Here is a 26531-nt window from a genome sequence, read left to right on the forward strand (position 1 = left end):
GCATTCCCTCAAATTTCTTCGAACCACATAGCTACTTGTGGTTCGGAGATATCCGACTTAATTACAGAAATTAATTTAAATAATTTATGCCATACTCCTCAGGATCTGTATCATTACTTAGCGATAAGCTGGAGAAAAAATTACTTTCCTGGGCTGCCATCGGCCTACTTGTTTTTGTATCTGCTTTTCTATGGTCTCCATCGCGTGATGGACTGCAGGGAATTTATGCGATCGCCTTTTTTATTCCCATGCTAATCGTGTTGCTGCTTAGGAAACCAGGGTTTGCTGAATATGGCAATTGCTTAACCTTATCAGCACTCATCTATAGCTTTTTTTCTGCACTCAGTTCTTTATGGGGGAATCCTGCAGATTTCCCTTTTTTTGCTGCTCAATGGGTTGTACTTGCGGTGTGGTTGTGTGGATCCTCCCTGGTAGTGAAAACAGGATTGGTTAATCCGGAAAAATTCCTCAATGCTTTCATTATACTTGGCATAATTATTATTTTAATAAGTATTTTGTATTATTACGGCTTCGTATATGGATACACAACTTCAGAGATACGTCTGTATGGATGGAACGTTTTTAGAAATGCTAACGAGCTTGGTGCCATGTGCGGCGCTATTGCATTACTGTCTTTTATTTCTGCACTAAATAATGATAATTCGACAAAACGGATGTGGATGTTTTATTTATTGATGATACTTGCCTTAATCGGCCTTGTGTTGTCCTGGAGCCGTAGTGCGATGCTGGCTTTGGTATGTGTAGGAATGATTTCCGTATTTATCTTTCGCCCTAAACTCCGCCGGCTATTTCCATTGGCGATTATTGGTATTGTTGCTATAGCGATAGCGATACTCACGAGGGACTTCCATACATTTGACTTACAGAGATATCTCGAACGCGGCGAGTGGGACAGCGGCAGGTTTGTCATATGGCAGGAAGTAGTAACACGCAGTCGCGATCATTTTTTGTTTGGCCTAGGTTTAGCACGTGATACAAACATCGCCCTACCCGACGCGACTGTCCTCAATCATGCACACAATGCCTGGCTGGATACTTTCTATAGGACTGGCTTGCTAGGTTTAGCGCTACTGTGCACGCATGTTTATTTTTTAGTTCGATCCTTTAACCGAAGCCCTTATCTCTTCGCCCTGTATATGTGGCTGTTGTACGGCTGTGTCTGTAGCTTATTTGATGGTCGTATATTTTTCTGGGAAATGGGAGCCAAATGGTTTCTCTATTGGATACCTGCGGGCCTCATAGCCGCTAGCCAAATAAATGCTGCGACAAAAAAAAATACCTAAAAATATACTCTATCAACAGGAACTTGCATGAATCCTAAAATATATATCGCTCATATTTGTTGCTGTTTAGTGCTCACGTTGAATAGCAGCTTAGCTAATGCGAAAGATGAATTAACGGTACAAGGCCTTCATGTAAATTTCCTACTCCACCCCGATACTGTTTTCTTGAACGGCTATCTGGCAGATGTGAACATTCAACAAACTCCTGGCAGGAATGAGTCATTCCAGTTTGCTGAAATTTCACAAAAGAAACCTTTTTTTGGATGGAAAATATCTTCCTCTAAAGAAAATACTTTTCAATCAGCTTATCGAGTTATAGTTAATAAAGGAGATAAGGTTGCTTGGGATTCAGGCAAAGTAGCGAGCGACAACTCTACCAATATTTATTACCAGGGCCGCCCACTTGAAACAAATTCTATCTATTCATGGAAGGTTAAAATTTGGGATGCTTATGGAAATGAATCCGATTTCTCTACGCCTCAACACTTCAAAACCAGTGCAATACTAAAAGATCATGCCACAATCAGGTACCCACTTCAGAAGACAGATTATTTCCCTGAAACCATAAAATATCTAAAAAAAGAAAACATACTCTTTGCCGATTTCGGTAAAGATGCTTTCGGGCGTCTTAGATTGTCTTTGTATAGCAAGGACAACAATAAAGTCATTACCGTTAATATGGGCGAGTCGATAACTAAGGGACGCATAAATAAATCCCCGCCAGGAACCATACGCTTTTCTTCATATAGTTTGAAACTCAAGCGCGGCTGGAATACTTATAACATTACAATTAAACCCGATCAGCTTAATGTCAGTTCGTCATCTATTCTTATGCCAGCGCACATAGGTGAAGTTACACCATTCAGGTATGTGGAAATAGAGAATTACCCCGAGCAAATCAACAAGGAACAAATTATTCGTGAAACTGTAAATTATCCCTTTGATGATCTGGATTCAGATTTTTCAAGCTCGGATGAGGTATTAAATCAGGTATGGGATCTCAGTAAATATTCCATTAAAGCGACCTCTTTTACTGGTATGTATATTGATGGAGACAGAGAGAGGGTTCCTTACGAAGCGGATACATTAATAAATCAACTCGGACAATACAGTATTTCAAACGAATTGGGGCTGCCGAGATATTCTCACGAATTCCTTATAAAGAAGGCGACTTGGCCAACAGAGTGGATTATGCAATCCATATTGATTGCATGGAACGATTATCTTTATACAGGCAACAAACAGTCGCTTGAAAATTTCTATACAGACCTGAAAAACAAATCCCTCATTTCTTTAGCAGATAGCGACAGTTTATTAAACACTAAAAAAGATAATATGAGTAACGCACTCATGCTTTCGGTTAATGCCCAATGGCCGATTGGTGATTTGGTTGATTGGCCGCAACCAAGTGAAGTTAGCAAAATAGGCGAAACCGATGGCTTTGTTTTTTCGGAAAAAAATGCTGTTATCAATGCCTATCATTACAAAGCTATATCGCTATTGAAGGAGATTTCAAAAGTTTTGGGCCAGAAAAATGATTATGATTTTTTCTCGCAAAGACAAGAATTAGTAAAACAAGGATATAGAAAGTTATTTTTTAATCCATCCACTGGTCTCTATCTCGATGGCATTGGCACCCGACACTCTTCATTGCATACCAATATGTTTGCATTAGCATTTGGGTTAGTTCCAGACTCGGAGAAGGGAAAAATAATTAGCTTTATTCGCTCCCGAGGAATGGCTTGCAGTGTTTACGGAGCCCAGTTTCTGCTCGAGGCAGTATATGATGCGAATGATTCTGCATATGGAAAACAACTTTTAACAAAAACCGATAAACGTAGCTGGTATAACATGATCCGGGCAGGGTCCACTATTACCATGGAAGCATGGGATAACGAATTCAAAACCAACCTGGATTGGAACCATGCATGGGGGGCAGCACCTGCAAATATCATTGCAAGAAAACTGATGGGTATTGAGCCTCTGGAACCCGGCTTTAAAAAAATCAGAATTAAACCGCAACCCGCCAATTTAAAATATGCACGCATGAAACATCCATCTATTCGCGGAGACATTTATGTATCCTTTGAAAACAAACCGCATAACAGATTTATATTAACTATTAATATTCCAGGCAACACCTCTGCCAAAGTATATCTACCTAAGTTCCCGGGTGAAAATCAAACTTATCAGGATGGTAAACAAATAACAGGGATTACCGATGGTGATTTTATCATTGTGGATGATATAGGATCTGGATCCCATACTTTTGAAGTGACGCACAAAAAAATGGATAGCAATTAGAACAACAAGAGTTATATATCAAAACGGAGAGGGCTTTCGACATGAAACTATCATTCTGGATTTTATTTATCACTTTAACCCTGAGCGCCTGTGGCGGCAGCAATAAGGTGTACTAGCTCAGACCTGATCTGACAGTTACCGGTTTTTACGAGTGCCTGTCAGTTTAGATTTGAGCTAAATTCTTTTCAGCCCAAACCTTCTTTCCATCCAGCAAAGTTTCCAATGGCGTGCGACCACAGCAAACCTTGCCCTGATGAGTTCGCTCATTGTTGTAGTATTTCATCCATTCGTCCAGATCCTTTTGCAGCTCTTCCAATGTTGCGTAAAGTTTTTTGCGGAACGTCACTTGATAGAACTCTTGCAGTATCGTTTTATGGAATCTGCTACGGCTTATCAGCGCATCAACCCCGCCTTCTTGCGCTAACTCTTGATAGCGATAGAACGTGTCACGAGAAAAGCCCATCACCTTGCAGGCTTTTGATACATTGCCAAGCTCTTCCGCTAAATTCAGCAGGCCAGCTTTGTGTTTTATGATGGGATTGTTAGTATGTAGCATGAGAGTTACCTTTGTGGTTTTGTTTTAAGATTCGACACCCATATTCAAAACCGGTAACTCTCTTCTTTCAAGCTGAAGTGTCAGATCAGATCGCAACTAGTACACCATAAAATGACTATGGTGCATCAACCTTTTTCGACATCTCACCAAGTCGATAACAATGTTCTTTTCCATGTGTTGACAGCTGTACAAACGTAAAAATAATCATTATCCCAGCTGATTTCTCCTACTTCTCCACTACTTGTAGCGGTTGCTGGGGGCGCTTTTGGAATCATGACATTTTTGTTGAAAGCAAATTTACCATCCGATCTATGACGCATATCTTCTGTAACAGACTGACCTGCCGCATTAGCATTGGTAAATCTTCCGAATATTGTTGAGCCTGCAAGATTGTTAAAGATAATATTACCGATTTTACCGCGAGTCGCGAAAGTATCGCCCGTTGGATCTGACTCAGCGCAGAATGTTATAAAAGGATAACCTGAACTAATTGTTGAACCAATATTACTACCATACCCGGTGCCGGTTGGGTGGCCGAACTCAAAACTATTTCCTTTCGCTCTGGCGGTCAACCATGCGTTTGATTGAGAGTATTTTGTACCAGCAGATATTTTTTCAGGACTATAAATAACATTTTTATTATATAACTCTCCTTGCTCACCAAAAAATGAATAATTGTTTACTGTGCCTCGTTGCGCCCTAGCATAAATAGCTGCATTTTGCTCAATAATGCTACCACCATCTACACCATCACTGGTAAAAACACCTGCTCTTGCAAATTTAATTGTCGCGCCCACCGCATCGGCGTAAACAACCCCTTTCACAGCCGTAGCGTCAAGAATAACAGCTGTGGCGGGTGTGCCGGGACTTTGAAAACCCGCTGAACCCCAAACGCCAGTTTGATATGCTAAAGTACCTTTATGCTCGTAACCTGGACGACCGCTAGCCGAAACTGCCCAACCGATAACACCGACGCGAGTTCCTCCGTCTACTACTCCCTCTGGTATATCGTGATATGCATTACTGCAAGATGCCGCCCAGCTTCGGTTTGCACTATTAGATAACGTTTTGTTGTATGTTTCGCATAATAATGTGTCGTGGTTAGTGTACGGAGCTGATGTCGAACCCTCGAAAAATGATCTGCTTAAAATACCTAAACTTTCACCTGTTTTATTTTGCACATGCAAAACACCGGCGACAGGCACGCCAACAGTACCGATACCCACTCGCCCCGTAGCGGTGACGTTTACTCGCTCAATGGCCCCAGTTGCGATACCTAAACTGTTTGAGTCCTCCCGAAATAAACCTGTGTCAGTATCAGTAGCAAATACAATCGACGGTGATGTTGCTGTACCGTTCGAAAATTTTACTGGAGAGTCCCCAGTCTCCAAGCCATCAATGAAATCCTGTAGGTTGGTTAGATCTGTTACAAAATCACCGCCAATAACAATTAAATCATAAGTGTTTTCGGCAATCCGTTGCAAAATAGCCGTTGCGTTTTCGGCAAGCACCACAAGTCCGTTAATGGTTACACCGATACCCTCAAGAATTGTAAAGTCACCAAGACCTCTGTTAGCAATAAAATACGTTGCTCCATCCGGTTGAGGAATTAACGAATCTGGCTCAACCGTCATAGTTTTCGCTAGAGGGTTGGTCACTCTTATGTACGAACCGGAATGCCCGGCAGCAAGAACAAAATCTGTCTCAGTCTCTTCAACCACTTCTCTTGCATTGACATTCGCATTAAGCCAGCCAACAAGGGCGTTTATATCGTTCGTCCATCCAGCGAGTGCAGCCGCAAAAGCAAATGCATCAGCTGTAAACTGTGACAACGTGGATAACGGATTTGGCTCGGAGGGTAGTGCTTGTACTAGTGGAGCGGCCATGTAAATATCCTCATGTTGTGAGTTGATAGGGCGGGAGCGCTAAACACAATAGAAACATTTTCCAACAGCTTGCTGGAACAGCCCAAATTTGTGCCATGAAATATAATGACGACGACAAAATTCACAAACCCTATAAGATTACGCGTGGATCAATATAAGCCAACCAAAATCATTTGTCAGCACAACAGTAGCAGACTTCATACCCAAGGCGCATTGATCAGAGATACGGCAAGCTCGTTGATGAGGCACTGAAGTCACTAGATGAGTTTCTTAATAAGATGTACAGAGAGAACGGCAAGCCATCGATCGCCCCCGAGCATTTATCGCGCACCTCATTATTGCAGGTTTTTACACATGTTCAGCGAGCGGCAATTGTGTGAGCAAAATAATTACAACTTGTAAGGAAGCGAAGTTGAGTTATGGCGTGCATCACGTTATAAAAACAGAAATTATCTGATGGTTGGCGTAAAAACGGCAGATCCTGCTTCGGTGACTGAGCAAGATGCGGCAGAAGATTTATTGGTTGAGATACCGGAGGCAGGCCGTAAAACGCTGGGTGCCGATAATGTGTAGGGGACAACGTTACATCACATGTAGCGCAAAATAAGTCCCGCCATGGTGGCTCAGCCATTGAGGGACGAACCACATCTCATCCGGGATGTTTAGTTAATATGCGCACGCTCAACTTGCTATAGATGCTTTGACCCAGGGAGCTTATGCAGCCATTGAAAAACCAATAGCGACAACTATTCAGCAAGTAAATGCATTTGAATCCATTGTTTCCCGGCAAACCAATTCACGATTTTTTGTCTGCTTTAACAGAAGGTATGGCTTATACAATAACTGGCTTGATGCAGATTTTGATAAAAGCGTTAACAACCCAATATCCATGCATTGTTTAGTATATGAAGAACCACTACCAAAAAATCATTGGTACCTTTGGCCAAATAGTGGGAGCTATATCATCTACTGCGAATGCCATTGGATCGATCATTTTTTATTCGCAAATAATTATATATTTGCTTATAAGTACTGGATACAACGCACAAGGAATGGAGACATCAATATTACATTGGAGCTTGAAAACGAAGCGGTTCTTACGATGGTCATAACGGAAACAGGAAGTCCACGTTTGAGTGTACGCAAATATGTCGAAATAAAGCAAGGCAACATCATTGCTCGCCTCATAAATGCAAGCTCTTATGAATCCGAGAACCATCATCGAATTTTGAACCGTCAATCTATAAATCGATTGAATGGCCATATTCAAATGTATCGCAATATTTCAGATCGTATCATTGCGGGACAATCGGGAGATGCTGTTAAATCGATCTATTCATCCAGATTAGTTATTGAACTTGAAAAATTTCTGATAGAAGAAAACTCCCGCAGTAAAAACAAATAAATTTGGCTGCAAGTAAAGAGTCATTTCGCGTAACCTAACATCTCAGCTATATAGCAAAAAATATCATGCGCTTACTTTTTTCAATATTTAGAGGTAATTACTTTTATAGTTTTTCTTAAGCAGATGTTAATTGGTGACCCTTCATCTACATTTAGGGAGTAGATTTATGGTATCTCAGGACTTTATTTTTCGTTAAAAATTTCTCAAAGAGTATTTGTAGAGAATCAGGAATAATAAAACCGCTGCAACAAAAGGACTAGTCCAAGTGTAAAGACTGATGAGCGATGATGCGTAGATAGTACCTACCAGCAGAATATAAAATGTTTGAGATAGTGCTGCGAAATATTTATTTACCATTGACTGATATGCAGCTGCGGACAGATAACCGGTTATACTTAGGAAAAATAACGATCCAAACAAGCCAAAATCTGTGACAAGACCGCGAAAGACTGTATAAATGTTGGTTTGCACTACTCCTGGAACTTCAAAATATTCAAGGTAATATCCAGCAGGCATTTGATATTCTGTTGGTAAATATTTGGTCACCCCCCAAAATGTGAATAGCCCTCCAGTCTTACCCTGCTCAATATAATGTGTACTACTTTGCGGCTCGATATACCAGCTTAACCAATCAGAAAAAGCATAAATACTTCCTACTGCATAGGATCGAAAGTAATACTGGAGATATTCGACTATCAGAGAATTTGGAACCTGAAATTTCCCTACGACTTTTATAATCATCGCGATGATTAAGATCGGAACCAGCACGCAGAATCCAATAGAGAAAAAGACTGCCGCTCGTTTTGTCATAAGCGTCGTCTTACCCTGGTTAATCCAACCAACAAAAAGTCCGCCACAATAAAAAGCAATACTTTGAGGAAGTGTTCCTTTGTCACCAAAAAGAAACATTGTAGCCATTGAGGGAATGAATGCAGTAATAGTTAAAAGGGTGGGAGTCAAATATCGTCGATCATTTGCAACAATAAGCCCGCAAACTGCAGCACAGACAAAGTTTAAGCTAATCGCGATTTGAATATAAGATGTGGGAACTACTTTTCCACTATAGCGAAGACTTATAAAGTCACCACCGAATTTGTCAGGGGCCTTTAGTGCTGCAAAAATAGATAAGCCTTGCGCTTGGATATGCAAAATGATTCCAATAATTATTGCAAACTGCAGAACAATAAATATTGCACTCAGTAAGGTTGGCCTACTTATTAGGCCGTTGTCAGCAGTTATTTCTACTTTTTTAAATAATATCGCTGGACCACTAAAAGCAAGCACCGCCGCAAGGATATAAATAGCAGCAGAATCAATACCCAGTTGCGGGCCAGAAAAAATCTCGGCCACAGCCAACATTATGAACCAGTAGATCGAAAATAAAAATGCTGGATGTGAAGCTGCCTGAATACGAGTAAATAGAAAGTATGACCACCAAGCAATTATTGCTAAAACTATAACTGAGATCATATTGATCCTTTTAGAAATATATCTACCGCATCAATGCTTCCGCACGCAGCCTTATTTAATTATCGAGCCATACTAAAACCATGTGAATAAGAATAATTTTCTGAATTCGACGAAGATAATTCTGCTTAAAATTTTATGTACTTATTGGTTATTTTGATAATTAGCTCCAAAATCCCAATTTGAAATCAGAAGCGCAAACTTTACATGCCAGTACATCTAGATATTATTACTGAAAAAATATTTATTGAGTTATACGTCGATCATTTGTAGGAATTCTTTCATCCGAAACTTAACAAATGCTTCCACTAATAATATGTATATCAGTGACAACATAAGCTGAACGTCTTTTTGATATCCATAAAGCAACTTTGCTAAACATTAGCCGATCAGGATCTTCATTCAAAAAAATAAATACATAACCTTTACAAATAAATTACCTGAATATGAAATTTTGCTGCCCCAAGAAGATCCTCATGGTTGATCTTTAATCTCGCTATTTAACCAGTTGATTAAATACTCAAGGCCAACATTTACTTCCCTTCTTATACGAGCTTTAATTTATAACCTGTATTTTTCTTCACCCATACGGAATCACTTAATGTTTCGGAGGGGGTGTATCCTGCTGGGGCGCCAACTAAAACTTCCTTCAACTGATAACAATTATAGTTTAAACAAGCCTGTGAAAGTTTTTGCAAAAGCTCTTCTGTTTCCTGCCAAGATAAGGAATATTCTTCAGCCCTCATAATTCGGGCGTGATCTGTACCACTAACATTATCACCAATTAGCAACTCTTCATAAAGTTTTTCTCCTGGACGCAAACCGGTATAGCGAATTTCTATATTACCGTGCGGATGATCTGGATCCCGAATTTCCAAACCTGACAAATGAATCATTCTTTTAGCCAAGTCAACAATTTTTACTGGTTCACCCATATCCAATACAAATACATCACCACCTTTCCCCATTGATCCAGCTTGTATAACCAACTCTGCGGCCTCGGGGATTGTCATAAAATAACGGATTATATCCGGGTGCGTAACTGTAACTGGGCCGCCCTTTTTTATTTGTTGGCGAAACAATGGAACTACAGATCCTGATGAGCCCAATACATTACCAAAACGCACCATAGTAAAACGGGTTTTGGTTTGTCGCTGAGCCAAACCCTGAAGCACTAATTCGGCCACGCGTTTAGTGGTGCCCATGATATTGGTAGGGCGCACAGCTTTATCTGTAGAAATTAAAACAAAAGATTCAATCCCAGCTTTAATGGCGGCCTCTGCACAGTGCCAAGTCCCAATCACATTGTTATTAACGCCTTCAACAATATTGTGCTCTACCAAAGGGACATGTTTATATGCAGCAGCATGATAAACAGTTTGTACATCGTAAGCCTGCATGGTCATGGCGAGTCGCTGCTCGTTTTGTACTGAACCTAATAGGGCAACCAACTCTATTTGCTGTGTAGTTTTTGATAATTCAGACTGCAGTTCTTTTTCTATGGCATACAGGCCGTATTCACTTTGCTCAAAGAGAATTAATGTTTTGGGGGCATGCTTGATTATTTGACGACATAGCTCACTTCCTATTGATCCGCCTGCACCTGTAACCATTACTGATTTGTTTCGAATACACGCATCTAATAATGTTGGATTTGGCTGAACGGGATCACGTCCCAATAAATCCTCAATCTCTACATCTTTAATATTTTCTATGCGCGTTTTGCCACTTAAAATATCAGCAACAGCAGGAATTGTTTGAACTTCAATTGCGAAGGGCTCAAGAGTTTTTAAAACCCTTGCTTTACTTGCATTATTCGCATTACCCAACGCAAGCAAAAATTTCTTGGGAGTATATTGCTGAATTAATAATTGCAGCTTTTCGGGGGAATATACTTTTACGCCACCAACTGTTGTATTGTGCAAACGAGTATTATCATCAATAAACGCTTTTATACTAAATACTGATGCGCCTAATGCCCCAAGCAATTGGTGCCCAGTGTGGCCAGCACCATAAATAATGACAGGTACTTTACCCTCGGCATCTATCTGATTCAGCATCATTACTACACTACGCACCAACATCCTTGGCATACCGATTAATATCAGCAAAAGTAACGTGTAAATCATTGGAACCGAACGAGGTATTGAAGAATAAGTAAAGAAGCTCGAAACCGCTAAAATAAGCCCTGAAACACAAACACAAATTGCAACAGTAATGATCGCCTGGGCGGAAAGATAACGAAGTATTGCCCGATACATACCAAACCGAATAAATAGAATCAAGCTGATGCCACTTGTCATGGCGAGCATTAAAAGCTCATTTTCTCCGATGTTTGGAACCATCATTCCCAATCTAAGGCACATAGCCACATAGAAAGCGGTAAAAATGGATATCAGATCATAGCTAATTGTCAACAGGCGTTTGACATTGCGAGGGGCTTCAAAAAGGCTGTGAATCATTACTACATGACTCCTTTGATAGATTCTGGTGTCTGAGGCGCGATTTTAGCGGATTTCATTCCTTAAGGCAGGCCTTTTCGGGTCCTTTATCATGCTGTTTACAATTTGTTACTTGCCATGTCTAATACGCAACCAGATTAATAGGTGTTTTTAGTATGACCACTACAAAGGAGCTTCACTTGAGCACGCCATCCATTTATGAACCACAACCCAATGACGAAATAGATTTGTTAAAACTCTTTAAATCCGCTTTGGCGACTTGGAAGCACGTGCTAATTGCATTAATTATTGTGTCAGCAGTTTATGGCGGAATTAAAGCTGTTCAAATCTCACTATTGACCCAGGAAATGGCGTATAGCAAACCAATTCGCCTGATGTTCCCTAATGCCCATAAATTGATATTCCCTAACGGGGCAAAATTTGCCTATAACGATATCGTGTCTCCTGCTGTTGTTAAAATTGCCTACGACCGTAATAGCATCAAGGAATATGGAATTAGTGTTTCTGAATTACAAGCAGCGTTAACTGCTGCGCCTTACTCACCACAATATCCGTTAATCGTCAAACGTTATGGTATTTTGATGGGCGATAAACGGTTGACGGCCGATCAGTTGGGTGAATTGCAGAAGCAAATGGAAAAAGATATTGAACAGGCAACCTCAGGAGAGGCATTGATTACTTTGCGCCTTGACAGAAAGGAACTGCCAAAGGAGGTCGCCAATAGATTATTGAATGATATTCCTTCTATTTGGGCAGACATCGCCATTAAACAGAAAGGTGTATTGAATATTAATGTTCAATTGGCTTCTGCGAACTCAATTAACAAAGAACTCATATTAAACGAAGATCCTATTGTCGCTAGTGACATTATTGGAGAAAAGCTTCAAACCTTGAAATTAAATATCAACAAATTAAGTGAATTTGAAGGAGCGCAATCTATTACCGATCCAGTTACAGGCATGAAAATTCTGGATCTAACCTATGCATCAGAGGATATGAACAACTATTTGCTAGGTGCTCTCGTTGCACCCGTCCGTGAGCTCGGCCTAACTGACTCTGCACAAAGAACTATTTATTATTACCAAGATAGGGTTAAACGGCTAAATCTGCAGTTGGCAGCTTTAAATAGAAAAGCAGCTTCTGTAAAAACTATTTACGACTCCTATACACAAAGCTCAAACATCAGCACAGGGGTATCAACAGGAAATAGCGCTGCCATTTCTGAAATTAATTCGGATCTGGTTGATAAGCTGCTGAGTTTGTCTGGTGATGCTGATAAGCAAAGATACCGTCAAGAATTGCATAATGATTGGATTAGCTTGATGAGACAAATTGCAGATGTTGAATTGAACATCCAGGATGCTGAACAGATTCTTACAGCGGTAAGGAAATCAATCAGCATTCAAAAAACAGAGGAATACAAAGCCTATCTTGAGTCCACAAAGAAAGAAATGCCTATTCTTCTCGATAAGCTGGTAAGTTTTTACCAAATTTCAGAACGTCTTTATACGCAGCTCAGCATTGAGTCTTCAGGTGTTAAAGACCAACTATATATACCAGTGACCAATAATGTTTTATCGAATCGCATCCTAATAGATATTAAAGCAACCATTCTTGTCTGGCTTGCGTTTATGTTTATCACCAGTGTTATTGTGATTCCAGCAGTTATGGTCATTAATGCAATGAACGCAAAAAAAGAGTAATTATTTATGCTCCCTCATATTGAGGGAGCATTCTCTACTGCTAATTCAATCATTGATGAAAATTCATTTTTTGACGATGGTTTATAAAACTGATGATCGCCGAATAAAAAAACCAGCCAAAGCGGGTTTTTTTATTACCTACCGAAAACCGCTGTATTTACAGCTTATCAAACGCATCGGTTAACAGGCAGTCGAAGCGGCGTGCATCGTACTCTACTACGCGAGCAACATCGTGCGGCTGGATAATATTTTTTGCTGCTGCATCTTTTGCCAATTCCTCGGTGGTCGCACCGGAAATTTTTCCGCTGTTTTTCGCTTTAAGGAACGCATTCCACACTGGGCCTAATGCCAACAACAATTGATAGGTGCTTTCTACGCGACCAAATGCATCTTGTGGATCATGGCTGACGTAGAGATATTGCCCGAGCAATTGGCGCACGGGATTTTCTTCCATGATCAAATCGCCCAACTCGCGAATCAAGTTGTCATCCGGTTTATTCACAATTGAACCGAACGGCATAGTCGCAAAACAAACGAGTTTGGCAAGCCATTTTTGCGGGAAGTTATCAGCAAAATCGCGCAGTGCTTCCTGGGCGATATAGAGCGCACGAGTGAGCGCGTATTCAGCGTGTGCATCTTCTGCAAGGGTACGCGCATGGGCCGAATGGAATTTCAAAATCGAACTGGCGATGAACAATTGGCTGTGCACATCCCCCAAACGCGCCGACAATAATTCGCGACGCTTTAAGTTTCCACCTAACACACCCAATGCGATATCCGACATGGATGCAAGCGACGCACTCAACAAGTTGATACGTTGATACCAGCGTTTGCTGAAATCATCTGCGTTCGCCGGGATGCTGCTCAAGCGGCCACCGACAACACCTAACAATTTGGTGCGTAACAAATTACTGAAAATATGCCCGAGATGCCTGGAAAAAAGTTTGTCGAATTTTTTCAAGCCTTCATTGCCATCCTCCAATTGCATGGCGAGCATTTCTTCAAACAGGAATGGATGGCAACGCATCGCGCCTTGGCCAAAAATCATCAAGGAACGCGTTAAAATATTTGCACCTTCTACAGTAATTGCCACCGGCACTGAATGATAGGAAGCCACCAGGAAGTTACGCGGACCTTTCTGGATTGCACGCCCGCCAACAACATCCATTGAATGCTCAACCGATTTGCGCATCAATTCAGTTGCGTGGTATTTCGCCATTGCGGTCATTACTGAAGGCGCGCCGGTTTCCAAACCTTTGGTAACAAATTGACGCATGGCTTCAAGTGCATAACCACTCGCGGCAATCTCTGCCGTCGCTTCTTGCACACCTTCAAACTTGCCGACTTCCATATTGAATTGGCGACGGATTTTGGCGTAAGCACCCACCATGCGGTAATTCATTTCGCCGCTGGCGGTGGACAAGGCCGGCAGAGAGACACCGCGGCCAGCGCCGAGACATTCGATCAGCATACGCCAACCTTTACCGGCCATTGCCGGACCACCGATAATCCAATCGGCGGGGATAAAAACATCGGTACCGAAAATTGGCCCATTCATAAACGGCGAGCCGGGATTGTGGCGCTGACCGATTTCCACACCAGGATGTTTGGCCGGAATCAACGCACAGGTAATGCCGTATTCTTTTTTATTGGCATCACCAAGCAAGCCCTCAGGGTCGTAAACCTTGAACGCCAAACCGACTACGGTCGCAACCGGTGCAAGGGTGATCCAGCGTTTGCTGAAGGTGAGTTTGAGACCAATCACCTCTTTACCTTCATGCAGGCCCTTACAGACGATACCGGTATCGGGGATTGAGCCTGCATCAGAACCGGCCTCGGGGCCAGTCAAACCGAAGCAGGGAATTTCCGTGCCGTCGGCCAAACCCGGCAACCAACGCTGGCGCTGCTCTTCAGTCCCGTATTTAACCAATAACTCACCTGGGCCAAGGGAGTTGGGCACCATCGCGGTCACTGCGGCGGTACCTGAACGGCTGGCAATTTTGCTCATAATGCGGCTTTGCGCGTGGGGGCTGAAATCGCGTCCACCGTATTCTTTGGGAATGATCAGGCCAAAGAAATTCTTATCCTTCAGGTACTGCCATGCCGCGGGCGAAAGATCTTTGCGGTTGTTCTGGATATCCCACTCATCCAGCAATTCACACAATTCATTGACTTCGTTATCCAGAAACGACTGCTCTTCGGCAGTCAATTGCGGCAAGCTGATTTGCGCAAACTCGCTCCAGTCCGGGCTACCGCTGAACAATTCTTTTTCCCACCAGGTGGTGCCTGCTTCCAAAGCGTCGCGTTCGGTGGCGCTGATCGGCGGCATGGATTTTTTCAGCATCGCAAATACAGGTTTGGTGAGCAGTGCGCGGCGTACAAAACCCACATTAAGCACCACAAGAATAATGACCAATGGCACAACTAACCAGAGTGAGAACATATGGGGTGTGACCAACAGACCCAAGCCCAACCAGGCGATAAGCACTAAGCACGACGAAACAACCAATGTTACCTGGTGGTAGGTTAATACGGCGACCAGCACCCATATCGCCAATAGAGAGAGCAATAGCATCATTTTTTAGACCCCTGAAAGGTTTTGTTTTTGTAAGTTTCGGTGATAACTCTACCCTTAACCTTAGCTCAATACCGTTAAGTTGGTGAGAATTCCTGCGTCGCATTAGTGCTTACATTGGTTCTTTCTGATGATACGCTGCACCATAAGGATTCACTTACTCCTTAGCCTTAGGGCATCCGGCACTGCAAGAGTTCAACTTCCAATTCATCGATCATCATGGCCGCGCCGTTAATTAATTCAATACGGCTGTCGAGTAGTTCCAGCCCATCATCCATCATTAGCGGTTTCACACTTAATACACCATCTTCGGCATTGAACATATAAACGCCTTGATCAGTGTGCATCACCGCTTTGGCGCGCACCATCTGCAGGCCGGTCATCCAGCCAAAGAGTTGGTTGAAGTCAAAGTGGATAGCAGGCTGGAACATCCAGCCGCAGGAATAGAATCCTTGTCCCTGATTTTCACGACGTAAAAAATCCTGGCCTTCCGGCAATTGGATCGCGGCGTTATAAAGTTCATGTTGAGGATTACGTAAACGGTTGTCGCGTTGGGTCGCGTGATATTGCGGATGCCCAAGCGTATGGGCTTTACGTGGATAATCCAGCCAAACCAATTCCAATTGCCCCTGCTGTACCGCAAATGCAGCTTGTTTCGGTGGATTAAAACCAGTGACCAGGTCATCGAACTTGGCCTGATCTTCCGCCGCACAAAGATCACTTTTATTCGCGATCAATACATCAGCAACGGCAATTTGGTCTTTGAAATTAGCATTGTCGACATAGCGTGTATCACTCAATTTGCGCGGGTCGACCAAAGTAATTGTCGCGCGCAAATCCAACACACTAGCGTAATATTCGCCGGTCAGTGTGTTGATAATTTCTTCCGGGTGTCCCAAGCCCGTTGGTTCGATAATAATGCGATCCGGTTTGGTTTTGGCGATTAACATATTCAACGCTATCTTCATCGGCAGCCCGGCCACACAACAAATACAACCACCGGGCACTTCGCGCACATGGGCGTTGGTATTTTTTAACAAAGCGCCATCGATGCCAATCTCACCAAACTCATTCACCAGCACTGACCACACTTCATCTGTCGGTTTGGTATTAAGCAAGTGAGTAATCGCCGTGGTTTTTCCTACCCCCAGAAAACCGGTGATGATGTTAGTGGGAATTAGTTTTATTTCGTCAGCAGAATCAGGTGTAGCGGATGTCATAATCACTCGATATGGTGGTAATAGATAGCAGTATTCTACCGCTCGAAACTACCACTGGCACACTTATCCAAACCTTAAAAATGAAAAGGGTAAGCTATTGCCCACCCGATTAACGATCCCGACTTATCCAATTTGCTAAAAGTTATTAATCCTTGTTTGAGCGAGATGAATTAAAGTCTTGCGCCTGAATAACAACTTGTGAACCTTGATCCGCGAGAATCAAGCCATACCGTTTGGGCGAACTCTTATCTAATTCTTTGGTAATCGTCATGGGCTTATGCATACGTTTACCGGTTGCTAATCCACTGGCTGAGTCGCGCGGACCTGAAATGGAGTGGCTCAATGCAACATCTGATTTCACTGCCACACCTTTTTCATCACACACTTCCACTTGATAACTACCCGCTGGTAAATCATTTACCACGCAACTACTGCCCGGACACTGGACTATTCTGGATTCACCTTTTTCATCGCTGATTTTTATAAAGATATCGGATGCCGCAAACGAACTTAGTGGTGAAAAAACGCTTAATACGAGGATGCTGATAAAAATACGAACTTGCTTATTCATGATAATTCCCCAAATGATGGTGCTGTCAAGGACTGTAAACCTGGGAACAGCGAATTATGTTTGGCCGACAAAAATTAACACTTCGTGCGGGTTGTTTTTAGACTACGCCAACCCTATGAATGACATCTGAACAGACACAGTGAAAAATGCCCAGAGGAAAGCAGGAATGAACACCACCAATTTATTAAACCAATTGCTCAAAGCAGGCACCGATATGCTGCAGAACAAAGGAGGCAATACACCGCAGTCCGGCAATTGGCAGCAAGCATCCAACAACCAACAAGCAGCGGATAATTCTCCACTCGACGCCTTGACCGGTTTTTTATCGGGTAAAGGCGGTGCTGCTTTAGGCGGTGGCGCGTTAGGTTTACTGCTCGGCAGCAAACAAGGCCGCAAATTGGGTGGCAAAGTACTCACGTACGGCGGTTTGGCTGCACTCGGTGCAATTGCTTACAAAGCCTACGGCAACTGGCAAGCGCAACAACAAACAGGAGCCGCTGCTCCGCAGCCACAGACAATTGATCGCATTCCGCCAGCACAAGCCGAGCAACACAGCCGCGCAATTCTTATTGCATTGATCGCCGCAGCTAAAGCAGATGGTCATGTTGATGAGCGCGAGCGCCAATTAATTGATGGTGAAATTGGTAAATTAACCCAGGATAGCAACTTGCTTACCTGGATTGATCTTGAATTGAAAAAACCGCTTGATCCAACCGCAATTGCCGCTGTTGCCACTACGAAGGAAATAGCGGCAGAAATGTATTTGGCCAGTATTTTAGTTGTCGATGAAGAAAACTTCATGGAACGCGCTTACTTGCAAGAACTGGCAAAACAATTGCAATTGGAGCCGGAACTGCAAACAGAATTGACCACCCAGGCTAAACAAGCGATTCAGGTTTACAAATAAATTTAGTAAAACGCGCCATTAGAAAAACCGGCAACCCAATAATATGGATTGCCGGATTTTTATTTTTTCAGCCTACCTTTTTAATGATCCTCACTCGCTATCCATAACGGAAATGGATCGTGCAATGTGTTCCAATAATCCTGTCCGCGCAGTAATTCATCATCGGTCAGCAAGCAATTATCCAATTGTGTGGTCACCAATTCTTTATCCAGATGCTGGCCGATAAATACTAACTCCTGGCGCATATCACCAAAGGGTTCCTGCCACTTTTCCATAATGGAATCGATATATTCTTGTTCAACCGGCCAGCGATCTTCAGGAATTGCTTTCCAGAACATTCCCGCCGCGCCGTGCTGGGCAATACCACCCGCCTGATTCCACTGCCCTGCCCACTGCGGACGTGATGCCAACCAAAAAAAACCTTTTGAGCGCAACAGTTTTCCTTTGATATTAGGGTTGGAAAAAAAGTTATAAATTTTTTCCGGATGAAACGGCTTACGCGCGCGATAGGTAAAACTGCTGATGCCATATTCTTCCGCTTCCGGCACATGCTCACCGCGCATTTCTTTGAGCCAACCCGGCGCTTGTTGCGCCTGTTCAAAATCAAACTTATTAGTATTCAGTAATTTCTCTAACGGCACCTGACCTTTAATCATCGGAATAATTTCTGCGTTAGGATTCAAACTATGCAAAATCGCCGTGAGTTCGACCAGCTGTTGCGCATTGATTAAATCCGTCTTACTGATTAACAACACATTACAAAATTCAATTTGATCAACTAATAAATCGGCCACATTGCGTTCGTCACCTTCACCCAAACTTTCACCGGTTTCTTGCAGCAATAATGCATCGTAATAATCATTTAAAAAATTCACCGCATCGACGACCGTCACCATGGTATCCAGCCGCGCAATCTGCGACAGGCTTTCGCCGTGTTCATCGGCGAAGGTGAAGGTTTCAGCGATTGGCAATGGTTCGGAAATACCGGTCGATTCGATAACCAGATAATCAAACCGCCCTTCTTTTGCCAAGCGGGTGACTTCGATTAATAAGTCTTCACGCAAAGTGCAGCAGATACAACCATTGCTCATCTCCACCACCTTTTCTTCGGCGCGACTCAATTCGACCTGGTTGTGTACCAACGCCGCATCAATATTAACCTCGCTCATATCATTCACGATCACCGCCACACGGCGCTGTTCGCGATTATTCAAAATATGGTTGAGCAAAGTCGTTTTGCCCGCCCCCAAAAATCCCGACAGCACAGTTACCGGCAATAAGTTCATTGTTAACCTCGCTTATTTTGCACTTAAATTACATGTTATAACATAACAAAATAAAAGCAAGATAAGGAGAATTTGACTGTCAGTAAATAGGCACGGCTCACACCGCCAAGCATTTCAAGACATGATGTGTTAGAAATATTTTTGTCACCTTAAGTAACAAAATGTAACCGTTTACAAATTTTTTACGCTTTTCCATAAGAACAATAAATGAGCATATCTTGCCCATAAAAATATTGACTATTTCAATAGTATGGCAAAAAAACCTATATTTATCATCAATATAGTGCATATAATCAAATTTAATCCGCCCCAATTTGGCGCAAAAATATCAATTTTTTAACTGATAAAAATCCTTCTTTGCACTTTTTTATCTCACAAAAAGTTTGAAAATGTAAACGATTACAAATAGGATTCTGTCCATCTCACGGGATGGTCAGGCATAGCCATTTAGCGCCGCTGTTCTGACTGAGAACCTGCCAATCGAATTCCGCAGGGTTTATTCATATAAAAAGTCAAAACTAGAGGACGCACACATGAGAAGTTCTGCACGTTTTAGTAAGACGTTGCTGTCGACGATGATTGCAACCTGTATTGCTACCGGAGCCTATGCGCAGGAAGAAAATGCGGTCGAAGAAATCGTTGTCAGCGGCGTTCGCGGCGCTCAGGAGAGAGCGATCGATATCAAACGTAACTCGGCCCAGATTGTTGATTCGGTTGCAGCCGAAGATATCGGTAAGTTGCCCGACACCACCATTTCCGACTCATTGCAACGTATTACCGGTATCCAGATTGCCCGTAGCGGCGGCCAAGGTAGCCAGGTCAGTGTTCGCGGCATGGGCCAGGTATTAAGCACCATGAACGGCGAATATTTCCTGACGCCGGCGAGTATGACCACTAACGGCGTTAACTTTACCGATGTACCAGCGAGCCTGGTTTCCGGTTTGAACGTATCCAAATCCCAATCGGCCGCGCAATTGGAAGGCGGTATTGGCGGTAGCATTGATATTCTGACCCGTCGCTCATTGGATTTGGATGAAGGCTTTAGCGGTTCTGTGCGTTTACAAGGCAGCACCGGCAGCATCACCGAAACTACCGATCCGGAATTAAGTGGTTTGGTGGGTTGGAACTTTGATGATAAAGCGGCTATGTCGCTGGCATTTTCCTATGGCGATTCTACTCTCGCTGAAAACCAGGGCCGCCTGCGTGCTGACCGTGTTGCCGAAAGCTGGGATTGCAGCACCAGCTGTGCTGACCTCGACGGCAATGGCAATACCAACGGCGATTTCATCAATCCGATGAGCTGGAACAGCCCGGAATTTTCTGCGCGCGAAATCGAGCGCGAGCGTTTGGGTCTGGCCTACAACTTCAATTTGGCCGTGAGCGATGCGCTTACCTTGAACGCGGATATTTTCTACACCGATATGGATGAGAAAGCCGCAGGTCAATTTATTTATTTGGGCAACCAAATTGGCGGCCGTGCTGGCTTCCATGAATACACGTTGGAAACCGGCAAGCCTGCGATTATTAATCCTGGCGATGGCACCCTCGGTGGCCAACCTTTTTATGCGACCGACATGAACATGATGGTGTCCGGTTTCCGTGCGGGTGTGATGGGTGATTACCGCGAAAGTTCTGCGCTCAATTCCAATGTGGAATTGAAATACGACAACGGTGATGCATTCACCGGTAGTGTGCGCTGGGTATCTGGCCATGCCGATAACGACAACAACACCCTCACCCTTGCGCAAGTGAGTAACGCATTGATAGTGAAGCGTTCGCCAACTACCGATCCAGTAAATATCAATCCGGGTGCAATTAACGACGGTCTGGTTTATCCAATGCACGTGAAATTAAACAGTAATAGCGTGTTAGCGGAATTGGATCCAACCATGATTACCAAAATGGCGAATCCGGAAGCCTGGTATTTGCACTCAGGATGGATCGACAGTACCTATGCAGAAGCTGATTCGGATGTATTGCGCTTTGATGGTAATTTCAAATTTGCCGATGAAGGTTTGACCTCGGTTGATTTCGGTTATCGTTTTTCTGATCGCGCCACCAAGTTCAACAACATGTCATTCTTTTCTCCATCTGGCGTAATTAAAGATGGCGTTGAGTTGCTGAATAAATATCACGAAGTGGGTTATGCAACTGGCCAGGCCGGTAGCAATGGTACTGCTGCAGGTTTGACTTACGATCCATTGCCCGTTATTGAAATTACCGATTCAAAACTGAATGGTTACATCAACAATGTGAGCAATTTCGGTGATGCGCTAAAAGGGTTGAACGTTAATATCCCGATGATCGACACGCGCAAAATTAATGACCCGATTGCGTTTAACGATATGCTGTACGGTAAAGGCCAACGCCTTATCAATCCGGATCGCTCTTACGCAATTACCGATAGCAAACAAAGTTTCCACTTCCAGGCAAATTTTGATAAAGCGCTGAATGATACCTTCACCATCAGCGGTAATACCGGTGTGCGCTACGTAAAAACCGATCTGACTGTAACGCAAAATATTACCGATCCGCAAAAACTCAATCCGCTGATTTTGGCGGGCACTGATCCAAACCACACCACTTACATGGACCTCGGCGATAAAGTTACCAATGTTACCTACAATCACTTCTTGCCAAGTTTGAACCTGAACATTGGAATTTCAGACGATTTCAAAGTGCGTTTGGCATTTGATAAACGTATGACGTTGCAAGATCTTGATCGTTTGGGCCAAGGTACTATTACTTACCTGAGCGGTGAAGAAACTGTTACTGATCCAGTAAATGGCGAATCGGTAAAAGAGCCATTCCAACGCGTAAGCTCGCGTCAAAATAATGGTAATCCTTATCTGAAGCCATGGTCAGCCAATGTATTTAACATTGCCGGTGAATGGTATCCAACTGAAAATGCAATTGTGTCTCTGGGTTATTTCAATATTGATGTAGACAGTTTCACCTACACAAAAATCGAAAAGAATCCGACCCTTGCTGACAGTGATGGTGTAATACGTCGCGGTGGTGAAGAGCAAACCGTTACCAATGGCTCAGGCGGAACGGTTAAAGGTTGGGAGTTCTCCTACCAACAAAGTTTTGATTTCCTGCCTGGCTTGTTCGGCAATACCGGTATTACTTTCAACTATACCTATTCACCTACCGAAAGTCCTTCAAGCGAATTGTTACCTGATGGTAGCGTAGCACCATTCAACAATACCGCTGAAGACCAAGCGAACCTGGTGCTGTGGTATCAAGACGATAAATTCGAAGCGCGTATTGCAGCCAACTATCTTGGCGATCAATACCAGGGCAAAACCTCTGGCTGGATGTGGAATCCAACCAACACGGACAAAGGTATGCCACGCTACTTGAAAGAAACATTATTCGTTGATGTGACCGCCTCTTACAATGTCACTGAAGACTTACAGATAACTCTGGCAGTTAACAACCTGACCGAAGAAGACAACATCACTTATACCCAGTGGGAAGATTTTATTGATTCCTATAACATTTTTGAACGTCGTATTACCGCTGGTGTTAACTACAAGTTTTAATTGACGCTACACTCGCAGTAACGGGAAAGGAGCAGATGCAAATCTGCTCCTTTTTTTGCTCTATCTTCACTGTTTTTTAATAACCTATTGCAGGCTTGATTATGATCGGTACAACTACAGCGGACTCGCGCATTCGCTCAATTGTGATTATCGGTGGCGGCACTGCCGGTTGGATGGCAGCAGCGGCATTGGCCAATCGATTTAAGCAAGGCGTTACCAGGATTATGTTAGTCGAATCTTCCGACATAGGTATTATCGGTGTAGGCGAAGCAACCGTCCCTTATATCAAAGAATTCCTGCAAGACCTGAATATCAATGAAGTCGATTTTATGCGCGCGACCAAAGCGACGTACAAACTCGGCATTGATTTTGATGGCTGGCACAAACCCGGAGAAAAATTTATCCATCCATTTGCCAGTTACGGTGCACGTATTGCCCGCATTCCCTTCCATCATTATTGGGCCAAAATGCGTGCACAACATAAAGCGCAAGCATTGGATGCCTACTGTCTCGCCGTGCAAATGGCGCGGCACAATAAATTTGCGTTGCCAAAAGCGAACAATGATCTTGAATTATCGAGCTTTAATTACGCATTTCATTTTGATGCTGGTTTGTTTGCCAATTACTTGAGCGGCGTTGCGCAAAAGCTGGGCGTAAAACATATCCAGGCAAATGTCCAACAGGTTAATCAATGTTCCGATAGCGGTTTTATCCAATCACTGGACTTGGATACCGGTGAAAAAATCGAAGGTGAATTCTTTCTTGATTGCTCCGGTTTTAACGGCCTGTTGATCGAAAAGACACTCAAAACCGGCTATGAACCCTGGGACCAATGGCTGCGCTGCGATCGTGCTGTCGCTATGCCTTGCACCAGCATACTCGCACCCGCTTCAGCTACCCGTTCACTGGCAATGGATGCAGGTTGGCAATGGCGCATTCCATTGCAACATCGTGTCGGCAATGGTTACGTTTATTGCAGCGATTTTATTTCCGATGAAGCTGCTGCCGAACAATTGTGCGCGAATCTTGAAGGTGAAGCGCTGGCCGATCCCACATTTATCCACTTCACTACGGGTATGCGCAAAAAGGCGTGGAATAAAAATGTATTTTGTCTGGGGTTAGCGAGCGGTTTTATGGAGCCACTTGAATCCACCAGTATTTATTTAATCCAGTCGAGCCTGACGTTATTGCTGAACCACTTTCCCAATAACCAGTACAACCAAACACTGGTCGACACGGTTAATAGCAACTTGCGCATCCGGCAGGAAAAATTACGCGATTTCCTGATCCTGCATTACTACGCCAACCAACGCCATGGCCATGCATTTTGGGATGAATGCCGCATGATGAGTATTCCGGACACGCTTGCAGCGCGCATTGAACATTTCAAACAAACCTGCCAACCGCAAGTTGATGAACTGGATTTTTTTGGTACCAACAGTTGGCTCGCCATGTTTTCCGGTTTCAATATCCAACCCGACTATTACCATCCTGTTGTCGATGATTTTGATGCGCAACTGGTTGAGAAAGAATTGAACGATATAGCAGCGAGTATCGCCAATACCGTAAAAGGAGTACCGACACATTTGGACTTCATCAAACGCAATATTATCGCATAGTAATAATCAATCAGAGGCCCCACTGCCTCATCACCTGCTGGCGATAAAATCAGCTATGATGGCAATCACACACGTGTGTTATAAACAATAAAATACATACGAAGATGACTGCCACAGCATAATGATAGCAACACACACAGCAGGTGATTTCACTAATGTCGCACCCACCTATTTCAAAAATAGTCATTGTCGGTGGTGGTACCGCCGGTTGGATGGCCGCGGCCAGTTTATCGCGCTTTGCAGCGGATAGGCCCATCAAGATTACACTGATTGAATCCACTTCGATTGGCACTGTTGGTGTAGGAGAAGCTACCATTCCCAGCATTGTGCAATTCAATAATTCTATTGGTCTTGATGAGCTGGAGTTTATTCGCGCTACGCGCGCCAGCTTTAAACTGGGTATCCAATTTGAAAACTGGCGCAAACCGGGCGACCGTTTTTTTCATCCATTTGCTGATTACGGTATTAATTTCAGCGGTGTAGAATTCCAGCATTATTTTTATCGTCTGAAAAAAAATAATCCGGCCGAAGATTTACACGATTACTCGATTGGCACACAGCTGGCCAAACACAATAATTTTGCCCAGCCGTTGGAAAACCCCAACAACCCATTGGCAGATTATTCCTACGCTTACCATTTTGATGCTGCACTTTATGCAAAAGTATTGCGTGAGCTTTCCGTTTCACGCGAGGTAGTACACATCGACCAAAAAATTGAAAAAGTAACCCTGCGCGAAACTGATGGATTTATTGAATCACTGTTACTGGACAATGGCCAGCTTATTGAAGGCGACCTATTTATTGACTGCACCGGCTTTAAAGGTTTGTTAATTGAAGAGAGCCTGCATACCGGTTATGAAGATTGGCAGCAGTGGTTGTTATGCGATGCAGCCGTTGCGGTGCAATCGCTGAATACAACTGAACCAACACCTTACACTCGCGTTACCGCGCTGGATGCAGGTTGGATGTGGCAAATTCCCCTGCAACATCGCACCGGTAATGGTTATGTTTTTTGCAGTCGGTTTTTGGACAAAGCAAAAGCAGAAGAAGCTTTATTGCAACACATTAGTGGAAAAACCATTAATACACCCAAACCTTTTGCATTCAAAGCAGGTCGCCGTAAACAAGTCTGGAATAAAAACTGTTATGCACTGGGCTTGGCCTCGGGATTTATCGAGCCATTGGAAAGCACCAGTATTTCATTGATCCAAACGGGTATTACACATTTACTGACGTTCTTTCCCGATATGTCATTTGATCAAGCTATGATTAACGAAGTAAATCGCCGCCATCAACATGAAATGGAACGCATTCGCGATTTTATTGTGTTGCATTACAAACTCACCCAGCGCACTGACACGGAATTCTGGCGCTATTGCCAGGCAATGGAAATTCCACCCAGTCTTGAACACAAAATAGAATTATTTAAAAGTAGCGGCTATTTATTGCAACACGAGCCAGAGGCGTTTGAAAAATCCAGTTGGTTAAGTATTTACAATGGTTTTGGAATTATTCCGGAACGTACTGATAATCGTATCGATCACTTTAAAGACACCGATATTGCTGTGCAATTAGCAAAAATCAAACAGGCACTTGATCAAGCTGGAAAGAATGCAACCAGCCACGCGGAATTTATTCGCAGGCATTGTGTTGCACCGGATTTTGATTAGTTATTAACAGCATAATACCCATAGCATACTTCACTGTTCTCCCTGAGA

General features: G+C 43.2%; 16 protein-coding genes. 8 read left to right on the top strand and 8 right to left on the bottom strand.

Features of this window, described 5'->3' with window-relative positions; translation table 11 throughout:
• Positions 1–86: 86 nt before the first annotated feature.
• Together AC1RJL_RS14790 and AC1RJL_RS14795 are read left to right on the top strand one after the other, a co-directional pair.
• Complete coding sequence (locus AC1RJL_RS14790; RefSeq protein ID WP_492915341.1) at positions 87–1304, top strand: O-antigen ligase family protein; 1218 nt, start codon at positions 87–89, stop codon at positions 1302–1304.
• Positions 1305–1331: 27 nt separating this feature from the next.
• The gene (locus tag AC1RJL_RS14795; protein ID WP_492915342.1) at positions 1332–3608 is read left to right on the top strand and encodes a family 78 glycoside hydrolase catalytic domain; all 2277 of its coding nucleotides are present in this window, start codon (positions 1332–1334) and stop codon (positions 3606–3608) included.
• 163 nt (positions 3609–3771) lie between these two features.
• Here AC1RJL_RS14795 and AC1RJL_RS14800 read toward each other — a convergent pair whose 3' ends face one another.
• Both AC1RJL_RS14800 and AC1RJL_RS14805 read right to left on the bottom strand, forming a co-directional pair.
• Positions 3772–4164 carry a helix-turn-helix domain-containing protein gene (locus AC1RJL_RS14800; protein ID WP_492915344.1) on the bottom strand — a complete coding sequence of 131 codons (393 nt, stop codon included), beginning with the start codon at positions 4162–4164 and terminating at the stop codon, positions 3772–3774.
• Between the two features lie 143 nt (positions 4165–4307).
• A complete protein-coding gene (locus AC1RJL_RS14805; RefSeq protein WP_492915346.1) occupies positions 4308–6050 on the bottom strand; it encodes a hypothetical protein in 1743 nt (580 codons plus the stop codon).
• Between the two features lie 700 nt (positions 6051–6750).
• On the opposite strand from AC1RJL_RS14805, the gene AC1RJL_RS14810 reads away from it, so the two are divergent.
• Positions 6751–7455, top strand: a complete 705-nt coding sequence (locus AC1RJL_RS14810; RefSeq protein ID WP_492915347.1) for a hypothetical protein — start codon at positions 6751–6753, stop codon at positions 7453–7455.
• Positions 7456–7647: 192 nt separating this feature from the next.
• Here the strand turns inward: AC1RJL_RS14810 and AC1RJL_RS14815 are convergent, their stop codons facing one another.
• Both AC1RJL_RS14815 and AC1RJL_RS14820 read right to left on the bottom strand, forming a co-directional pair.
• Complete coding sequence (locus AC1RJL_RS14815; RefSeq protein WP_492915349.1) at positions 7648–8925, bottom strand: O-antigen polymerase; 1278 nt, start codon at positions 8923–8925, stop codon at positions 7648–7650.
• A gap of 542 nt (positions 8926–9467) precedes the next feature.
• Positions 9468–11384 carry a polysaccharide biosynthesis protein gene (locus tag AC1RJL_RS14820; protein WP_492915351.1) on the bottom strand — a complete coding sequence of 639 codons (1917 nt, stop codon included), beginning with the start codon at positions 11382–11384 and terminating at the stop codon, positions 9468–9470.
• Positions 11385–11539: 155 nt separating this feature from the next.
• Between AC1RJL_RS14820 and AC1RJL_RS14825 the strand changes: the two genes are divergently transcribed.
• Positions 11540–13087, top strand: a complete 1548-nt coding sequence (locus tag AC1RJL_RS14825) for a hypothetical protein (protein WP_492915353.1) — start codon at positions 11540–11542, stop codon at positions 13085–13087.
• 157 nt (positions 13088–13244) lie between these two features.
• On the opposite strand, the gene AC1RJL_RS14830 is transcribed toward AC1RJL_RS14825, so the two are convergent.
• The 3 genes from AC1RJL_RS14830 to AC1RJL_RS14840 form a co-directional block, all read right to left on the bottom strand.
• Positions 13245–15665, bottom strand: a complete 2421-nt coding sequence (locus AC1RJL_RS14830) for an acyl-CoA dehydrogenase (RefSeq protein WP_492915354.1) — start codon at positions 15663–15665, stop codon at positions 13245–13247.
• Positions 15666–15832: 167 nt separating this feature from the next.
• On the bottom strand, positions 15833–16882 hold the full coding sequence (locus AC1RJL_RS14835) for a CobW family GTP-binding protein (RefSeq protein ID WP_492915356.1): 1050 nt from the start codon (positions 16880–16882) through the stop codon (positions 15833–15835).
• 145 nt (positions 16883–17027) lie between these two features.
• Positions 17028–17453: a type VI secretion system tube protein Hcp gene (locus AC1RJL_RS14840; RefSeq protein WP_492915358.1), complete on the bottom strand. Its 426-nt coding sequence runs from the start codon at positions 17451–17453 to the stop codon at positions 17028–17030.
• Between the two features lie 166 nt (positions 17454–17619).
• Here AC1RJL_RS14840 and AC1RJL_RS14845 point away from each other — a divergent pair, with 166 nt between their 5' ends.
• Complete coding sequence (locus AC1RJL_RS14845) at positions 17620–18360, top strand: tellurite resistance TerB family protein (protein WP_492915360.1); 741 nt, start codon at positions 17620–17622, stop codon at positions 18358–18360.
• 80 nt (positions 18361–18440) lie between these two features.
• Here the strand turns inward: AC1RJL_RS14845 and zigA are convergent, their stop codons facing one another.
• Complete coding sequence (gene zigA / locus AC1RJL_RS14850) at positions 18441–19646, bottom strand: zinc metallochaperone GTPase ZigA (RefSeq protein WP_492915361.1); 1206 nt, start codon at positions 19644–19646, stop codon at positions 18441–18443.
• Between the two features lie 533 nt (positions 19647–20179).
• Here zigA and AC1RJL_RS14855 point away from each other — a divergent pair.
• From AC1RJL_RS14855 to AC1RJL_RS14865, 3 genes are all read left to right on the top strand, one after another.
• The gene (locus tag AC1RJL_RS14855; protein ID WP_492915363.1) at positions 20180–23194 is read left to right on the top strand and encodes a TonB-dependent receptor; all 3015 of its coding nucleotides are present in this window, start codon (positions 20180–20182) and stop codon (positions 23192–23194) included.
• A 101-nt stretch (positions 23195–23295) separates the two neighbouring features.
• Complete coding sequence (locus tag AC1RJL_RS14860; protein WP_492915365.1) at positions 23296–24813, top strand: tryptophan halogenase family protein; 1518 nt, start codon at positions 23296–23298, stop codon at positions 24811–24813.
• Positions 24814–24968: 155 nt separating this feature from the next.
• Positions 24969–26483, top strand: a complete 1515-nt coding sequence (locus AC1RJL_RS14865) for a tryptophan halogenase family protein (protein WP_492915367.1) — start codon at positions 24969–24971, stop codon at positions 26481–26483.
• Positions 26484–26531 lie beyond the last annotated feature (48 nt).

The sequence above is a fragment of the Cellvibrio sp. GW822-FHT04B05 genome, assembly GCF_058800985.1.

What these genes read in the sequence shown, in the direction of transcription:
- AC1RJL_RS14790 (WP_492915341.1), top strand. Translation starts at nt 87, where the DNA reads ATGCCATACTCCTCAGGATCTGTATCATTACTTAGCGATAAGCTGGAG.
- AC1RJL_RS14795 (WP_492915342.1), top strand. Translation starts at nt 1,332, where the DNA reads ATGAATCCTAAAATATATATCGCTCATATTTGTTGCTGTTTAGTGCTC.
- AC1RJL_RS14800 (WP_492915344.1), bottom strand. Translation starts at nt 4,164, where the DNA reads ATGCTACATACTAACAATCCCATCATAAAACACAAAGCTGGCCTGCTG.
- AC1RJL_RS14805 (WP_492915346.1), bottom strand. Translation starts at nt 6,050, where the DNA reads ATGGCCGCTCCACTAGTACAAGCACTACCCTCCGAGCCAAATCCGTTA.
- AC1RJL_RS14815 (WP_492915349.1), bottom strand. Translation starts at nt 8,925, where the DNA reads ATGATCTCAGTTATAGTTTTAGCAATAATTGCTTGGTGGTCATACTTT.
- AC1RJL_RS14820 (WP_492915351.1), bottom strand. Translation starts at nt 11,384, where the DNA reads ATGATTCACAGCCTTTTTGAAGCCCCTCGCAATGTCAAACGCCTGTTG.
- AC1RJL_RS14825 (WP_492915353.1), top strand. Translation starts at nt 11,540, where the DNA reads ATGACCACTACAAAGGAGCTTCACTTGAGCACGCCATCCATTTATGAA.
- AC1RJL_RS14830 (WP_492915354.1), bottom strand. Translation starts at nt 15,665, where the DNA reads ATGATGCTATTGCTCTCTCTATTGGCGATATGGGTGCTGGTCGCCGTA.
- AC1RJL_RS14835 (WP_492915356.1), bottom strand. Translation starts at nt 16,882, where the DNA reads ATGACATCCGCTACACCTGATTCTGCTGACGAAATAAAACTAATTCCC.
- AC1RJL_RS14840 (WP_492915358.1), bottom strand. Translation starts at nt 17,453, where the DNA reads ATGAATAAGCAAGTTCGTATTTTTATCAGCATCCTCGTATTAAGCGTT.
- AC1RJL_RS14845 (WP_492915360.1), top strand. Translation starts at nt 17,620, where the DNA reads ATGAACACCACCAATTTATTAAACCAATTGCTCAAAGCAGGCACCGAT.
- zigA (WP_492915361.1), bottom strand. Translation starts at nt 19,646, where the DNA reads ATGAACTTATTGCCGGTAACTGTGCTGTCGGGATTTTTGGGGGCGGGC.
- AC1RJL_RS14855 (WP_492915363.1), top strand. Translation starts at nt 20,180, where the DNA reads ATGAGAAGTTCTGCACGTTTTAGTAAGACGTTGCTGTCGACGATGATT.
- AC1RJL_RS14860 (WP_492915365.1), top strand. Translation starts at nt 23,296, where the DNA reads ATGATCGGTACAACTACAGCGGACTCGCGCATTCGCTCAATTGTGATT.
- AC1RJL_RS14865 (WP_492915367.1), top strand. Translation starts at nt 24,969, where the DNA reads ATGTCGCACCCACCTATTTCAAAAATAGTCATTGTCGGTGGTGGTACC.